Annotated in this window: 8 protein-coding genes and 1 other RNA gene; 3 read left to right on the top strand and 6 right to left on the bottom strand. The window is 46.8% G+C overall.

The genetic code is table 11. From position 1 onward, the window contains the following. Window positions 1–519: 519 nt before the first annotated feature. Entirely contained in the window at window positions 520–747 is a 228-nt protein-coding gene (locus PX481_RS15855) for a hypothetical protein (RefSeq protein ID WP_012265763.1), read from the top strand. Further along, window positions 744–1,016 (top strand): hypothetical protein, encoded by a 273-nt coding sequence (locus PX481_RS29770; protein WP_353852196.1) that lies wholly within the window; start codon window positions 744–746, stop codon window positions 1,014–1,016. Before PX481_RS15855 ends, PX481_RS29770 begins: the two co-directional genes overlap by 4 nt. On the opposite strand, the gene PX481_RS15850 is transcribed toward PX481_RS29770, so the two are convergent. The 5 genes from PX481_RS15850 to rnpB all read right to left on the bottom strand — a co-directional run bounded on the left by PX481_RS15850 (window position 964) and on the right by rnpB (window position 4,806). Then, window positions 964–1,611 carry a class I SAM-dependent methyltransferase gene (locus PX481_RS15850; RefSeq protein ID WP_002781835.1) on the bottom strand — a complete coding sequence of 216 codons (648 nt, stop codon included), beginning with the start codon at window positions 1,609–1,611 and terminating at the stop codon, window positions 964–966. The genes PX481_RS29770 and PX481_RS15850 overlap by 53 nt on opposite strands. A gap of 100 nt (window positions 1,612–1,711) precedes the next feature. Beyond that, window positions 1,712–2,065 (bottom strand): DUF1257 domain-containing protein, encoded by a 354-nt coding sequence (locus tag PX481_RS15845; protein ID WP_002731874.1) that lies wholly within the window; start codon window positions 2,063–2,065, stop codon window positions 1,712–1,714. A gap of 134 nt (window positions 2,066–2,199) precedes the next feature. Next, complete coding sequence (ycf46, locus tag PX481_RS15840; protein ID WP_061430126.1) at window positions 2,200–3,711, bottom strand: stress-responsive protein Ycf46; 1,512 nt, start codon at window positions 3,709–3,711, stop codon at window positions 2,200–2,202. A 53-nt stretch (window positions 3,712–3,764) separates the two neighbouring features. Next, the gene (locus PX481_RS15835) at window positions 3,765–4,115 is read right to left on the bottom strand and encodes a slr0373 family blue light stress response protein (RefSeq protein WP_012265766.1); all 351 of its coding nucleotides are present in this window, start codon (window positions 4,113–4,115) and stop codon (window positions 3,765–3,767) included. Between the two features lie 222 nt (window positions 4,116–4,337). Next, an RNA gene (rnpB, locus tag PX481_RS15830) (RNase P RNA component class A) lies at window positions 4,338–4,806 on the bottom strand. A gap of 182 nt (window positions 4,807–4,988) precedes the next feature. On the opposite strand from rnpB, the gene PX481_RS15825 reads away from it, so the two are divergent. Further along, window positions 4,989–5,816 carry an alpha/beta fold hydrolase gene (locus tag PX481_RS15825; RefSeq protein WP_288094941.1) on the top strand — a complete coding sequence of 276 codons (828 nt, stop codon included), beginning with the start codon at window positions 4,989–4,991 and terminating at the stop codon, window positions 5,814–5,816. On the opposite strand, the gene PX481_RS15820 is transcribed toward PX481_RS15825, so the two are convergent. Further along, window positions 5,794–5,991 (bottom strand): ATP-binding protein (locus tag PX481_RS15820; protein ID WP_288094940.1); only part of this gene is annotated, 198 nt, incomplete at its 5' end. The two genes, PX481_RS15825 and PX481_RS15820, sit on opposite strands and share 23 nt — an antisense overlap.

The following is a 5,991-nucleotide window of genomic DNA, read 5'->3' as shown; positions in this document are numbered from 1 at the left end:
GCCCGAATGCTTCGCCCCTACAGGACGCGGGCCGATGAAGATGTAAGGTTTTGAAACATGATTCTCTCAAAATCTTGCACCTGTTTCGCTCGTAAAGCCACAAAACCCCTACCTTGCCTACATTTCACATTTATTCAGCAAACCCTATTTAAACTGCTTATTCTTAGATTAGCCGAATCTCCTCCAATTCCTTTACTGTTGCCTCTTGCCTCGTCTCAACAAGCAATTTAAATTACGAACAGCTTATTAATGCTTGAGCAGCCCTCAGAAGCCCTTTTATTGAAGCCCGTTATTCCCTAAAGTCGTTGACAATAAAGCTATAAGTAGGTAGGCACAATTATTTGTAGGATGGGTTAGCGGTAGCGTAACCCATGCGGGCGTTGGGTTTCATGCTTCAACCCAACCTACGTTCATTTTATATTTAATTCCACCCACCTACTTAGACAAACTTAAACCGTTAGATTGCAAGAGTAGAAAAAGTAGTAAAATAGTTCAATACCCGTAAAACATGAACAAAACATGACTACTCTATTGCAAAAAGCATTCACAGAAATCCAGAAACTGCCAGAGCATCTTCAAGATGAACTTGCTCAACAATTGCTGGAAGATATTGAAGGTGAATTAAAATGGCAGAAAAGCCTTTCCAACGAAGATATGGAATTGGGAGCTTTAATAACAATGGCACAGGAAGCTCTGATAGAAGAACAAGAGGGGAGAACAGAAGATAAAGGCTTTGGGGAAGAATGAAGTCATCCAGAACCAAGAGGTTTCGTCAACTTTTTCTAAGTTTGCCGCAAAGGGTACAAGAAACAGCCAAGAAAAATTACCAGATTTGGAAAGAAAATCCATTTCACCCCAGCCTAGAGTTCAAAGAGGTGAAACCAAGAGAAAAAATCTGGTCAGTCAGAGTCGGCATTGGATGGCGAGCATTAGGGATTAAGAATTCAAACGATGACTATAATCCTAGAGAGGATTCTTTTTCCCTATCACTGCATAGAAGGGATCAGCAACCATAATTCCTAACATTTGCAGGAAACTGGGGGTAGTAGCAGGACGAACGATCGCCTGTACTTCCCTAAATCCCGCCACCGATTTAAAATAGGATTTCACTAGGGCCACCCGGCCTAAATCGCTATTATCGCGCCAAGCAGCGATCGCTTTTTGGTAAAACATCCGATTGGAAAAACTGACCACCACCAGACCATTAGGCTTTAAAATGCGATACAGTTCCGCAAAAATCGCCTCTGGATACTGCAAATACTGCACCGACACTGTGATTAACACCGCATCAAAAGAACTATCCCCTAGGGGCAATTTTGGCTGTGCATTGAGGTCTTGGACAAAATAACTATGCAAGCGGGGATTTTTGGCTAACTCCTCCCCATTCATCCCGTGACCTTCGATATGCTCAAATTCCATCTCCTCCGGTAAATGGGACACCCAGCTGCTCATCAGGTCTAAAATGCGTGTATTCGGCGATAAGATCTCTCGGTAGAGAGCGGTTAATCGATCGATAAAACCCTCATCCACGTGGGTGACAAAGCGGGGAAAAGCATAAAAATCGCTGTCTTTCGTCGGATCGAGTTTAGTTCTTTCTTCGGGTCGGAGCATTTTTGTCAAGTTAATTTTACTATTCTTAACATACCCCACAGACAGAAAAAAGGGTTAACCGAACTGGTCAACCCCTAGGCTTGGGAACGCGCTGTAAATCTTAGCTTTGAACGACTAGCTTAACGTTAGCGTTTTGCAGACCGCGCTGTTTCACTTCGGATAGGGTTTTGTTCACAGCGTATTTTTGGTTGATCGAGTTGATCAATTCGGTTTGATTGTGTTTTTTGGCCACACCCCAGAGGTCAGCGATTAAATCGAAACTGCCGTCGGTATTGCGGGACCAACCGAGATCATATTCGCCATCGAGAACAGCAACGATGTCGGAGCGAACCCGTTGACCGTTGTAACCACGAACATCGGCTTCAGTTTTCACGCTAATGCCGAGGTCGCGGAGAGAAGCTTTGAGGATTTCGGCATCGGTGATTTTGGTCCGGAGAGTGCTAAAATGAGACATTGGAATTTCCTCTTTGTAGATAAGAATCAACAACAACAGATTGAGAGTTAAAGAGTGCCGCCAAGCGGCTTTTCGAGGCATTGCTAGTCCCTGAGAACTAGCCTTTCATCCCGTTGGGAGCGGGCGAAAGTCTGTTAGAACTCCAATCGCTGGTACTCAGCGACGGAGGCCGAAGCAGGTCGGGCGCGTTGTCTGGCCCAATCACGCAGGGCCGTCACCTGTTCGGTCATGGTGCGAGATAGGGGCAGAGTCGCCTTAATCGCCGCAATAATGTCTAATTGCGTGAATTCGCGATCTTGGGCGAAGGCCTCATACATGGCGGCAATCAGCGCCTGTTCTATTTCCGCACCGGAAAACCCATCGGATACCTTGGCTAACTGCTCCAAATCGAAGCGAGAAATGTCGGAGCGTCGTTTAGTCAGGTGAATATTAAAGATATCTTGTCTTTCTTCGGAATTGGGCAAATCGACAAAGAAGATTTCATCGAAGCGCCCCTTGCGGAGAAATTCCCCGGGTAGCCGTTCAATCCGGTTAGCTGTGGCCATAACGAAGACGGGTGAGGTTTTTTCCTGCATCCAAGTCAGGAAGGAGCCGAAGATGCGGCTAGAGGTTCCCCCATCGGAATCGGCGGATCCTGTGCCACCGGCAAAAGCTTTATCTAATTCATCGATGAACAGAATGGCTGGAGAGATGGATTCGGCAGTTTTTAGGGCATTACGCAGGTTAGCCTCAGACCGTCCCACCATGGAACCATCGTAAACCCGTCCCATATCTAAGCGCAGGAGCGGTAAACTCCAGAGGCGCGAGGTGGTTTTAGCGATTAAGGACTTACCACAGCCGGGTACTCCTAAAATTAGCATTCCTTTCGGTTGCGGGAGTCCGTAACCTCTGGCTCTTTCTGTAAAGGCGTTTGATCGCTGTTTTAACCATTTTTTTAATTCTTCCAGACCACCGACGGCGTTGATGGTCTCGTCTTCTTCAACGTATTCTAAAATTCCGTTGCGGCGAATCAGTTGTTTTTTCTCGGAAAGGACGATTTCTACCTCGTCTTCCGTCAATTTGTTCGCTTTTACATGGGCTTTGCGGTAAACTTTTTCGGCTTCATCTTTGGTTAAGCCTAAGGCCGCTTTCAGGAGTTTTTCCCGGACCTCTGTGGTGGTACGACGATTTTGATTTTTGCCTAGGTGTTGTGAGAGAACTGTATCTAACTCTCCCATGTCCGGCAGGGGAAAATCTAGAACTACTACGTCTTTCTCTAGTTCTATGGGGACTTCTTGCAGGGGAGACATTAAAATAATGATTTTTTCGGTTCCTTTAAAGCTTGCGATCGCATCTCTCAACCAGCGAGTGACCGGAGCAGAAGTGATGAACGGATGCAGGTCTTTAAATATATAGATGCCCGCTTCCCGTTGACGCACTACCCATTCGATCGCCGCTTCTGGCGACACGGTATTATGTTGACTGGTTTGGCGCGGTTGACCTAGTTCGATCATGCCGTGGGTGACAGTCCAGACAAACACCCGTCGATGTTGTGTATTTAGTTGGGCTATTTTGCTGATGGCTTCTTCCGCCCTTTCCTCCTCGGAGGTGACGAGGTAAATCAGGGGATACTGAGCCTTGACGAGAATTTCTAGCTCTTCTTTCATAACATCGACCCTATTTGTGGTAACGGTTTTGACCTTGGGCGGCTACCGAGAGTTTAGCAGGGAACTAAGGCTGCTTCTCCCTCTGCGGTTCCTTGAGCGCCAACGGGTTCGGGAACTTCGAGCGGGAACTCGTCGCCGACTATTCCGGGCTGGCGTTTGATTGACCTTAGCCGATCTTCTTTCATCACTAAGGCGGCATCACACTCGGGACAGACATGAACCTGATAGGTTTTGCCATAGGCGGCGGCTTCGATTTCTTCTACCTTTTCGGGGTATTTTAGGTAGAAAGCGATCGCTTTTTCCACCAGCCCTGACATCGATTCTTCATCGATTGCGGCCCTTATTTTTAGTTGACGATGGACTCCAGGGGGAAGGTACAGTGTGACTTTTTGCTTGTCTTGCATATCACTAAATTGGTTTACCCGGGTATGTGTCCTTACTATAACCACTGTCTTTCCCTCCTGTCAAGATGGTAAGCTGTTATGACAGCATAATTGTAACATTTCTTTACAATTGTTGGAGAAGTGGGGTGTAGGGTGTGGGGAAGTGGGGTGTGGGGTGTGGGGTGATGGGGAGAACAAAGCTGCCTATTGCCGACCGCCGACCGCCTCCTGATAACTGATAAAGGAGAGAGTCAGACATAAGCCGAATTCTGTATTTCCCAACAGCAGTAAAATCGCTTTTACCTTTGTTGGAATAGAGGTTATCTATCTGGGATAATTGTCACCAATTACCTCAAGCGGTTCCTAAAAACGGGACAGGAAAAAGACCAACCTTTGTCCCTCCACCTTGCTCCCCACCGGGGTTTACCGAGCCAGTACCTCTCGATACTGCTGGTGCGCTCTTACCGCACCTTTGCACCCTTACCCCCAATCAGTTATCAGGTATCAGTTATCAGTGGAAAGTTATTAGTCATCAGTGAATTTACTTTCGTTACTGTTTACTAATCACTGAAAAAAAGGGGCGGTATTTTTCTGTGGCACTATCCTCACGCTCGCGCGCACTGGACGTTATCCAGCAAGTGTGGTCTTTCGGGAGTTCGGACTTTCCTCGGAATCATTGATCAAATGATCCCGCAACCTCTAGACCAACTCTCTCCTATTCTCTAGTATGACTTACCAGAGACTCGATCGCTCATATATCCTAGTCAATAATCAGTGATCAGTAAACAGTGAACAGTGAAAAGACAGCAGGAAACTGCTATTTAATACTGCTCGCTTAATACATACTGCTCACTTAAAACTCAAATCTGATAACTGATAACTGATAACTGATCAATGTCGATCGCTCTCAACGTTAAGATCAAAGGTAATGGCTATCCGATTCTCTGTCTGCACGGTCATCCCGGTTCGGCAGGTAGTATGTCTGTATTTACCGATCATTTTTGCCAACGCTGGCAAACCCTGGCCCCGGATCTGCGCGGCTACGGCAAAAGTCGTTATCGCCGGGATTTTCAGCTAGAAGAACATCTAGAGGATTTAATCGAGCTGCTCGATCGCCAAAAAATCCAGCAATGTTTAATTCTCGGTTGGTCTTTGGGGGGTATAATCGCCCTGGAATTAGTATTGCGGCATCCCGATCGCTTTGCCGGTTTAATTCTAGTGGCCTCGGCCGGGCGGCCTTGGGGTAGTCATCCCCCCGTCACCACCACAGATTTAGTTTTGACGGGGATAGCGGCAATTCTCAATCAGATCAAACCGGGATGGCGTTGGAATATTGATACTTTTGCCCGTCGTTCCCTGTTTCAGTATCTTTTTTCACAACATCAAGCGATATCCTATCGTTATCTGGCTCAAGATGCTGTTCCCGCCTACTTAGGCACTTCCCCAGCTGCCGATCGGGCTTTAAATCGGGCTTTAAAAAAAGGTTACAATTGTTTAAAATCTCTTGACAAAATCACAATTCCCTGCTTAGTTCTGGCGGGGGCAAATGATCGCCATATTACCAGTGCCTCGAGCCAAGAAACAGCCGAAAAACTGAAACTGTCTCGGTGGAAATGTTACCCAGACACGGCCCATCTGTTCCCCTGGGAAATCCCCGACTTAGTTTTAGGGGACATTGATGCTTGGTTAGCGGAGCATTTTAGCGATAAACTGGCAGGGTGAAGTGAAAACTACTGCCGTGGTCAGGGACACTATCCACCCAAATTTGACCGTAGTGGGCGCGAATAATCTTGCGACAGACCGATAAACCGATGCCATAACCTTCTTTACCCTCATCCCGTTTGAGACGCACATGACCCTCAAAAATATGCTCTTGTTTTTCTTCGGGAATGCCGGG

It is taken from the genome of Microcystis sp. M53603_WE2 (genome assembly GCF_030065435.1).
The sequence above is the reverse complement of the archived record's forward strand: the minus strand, read 5'-3'. Positions and strand labels throughout refer to the sequence as shown.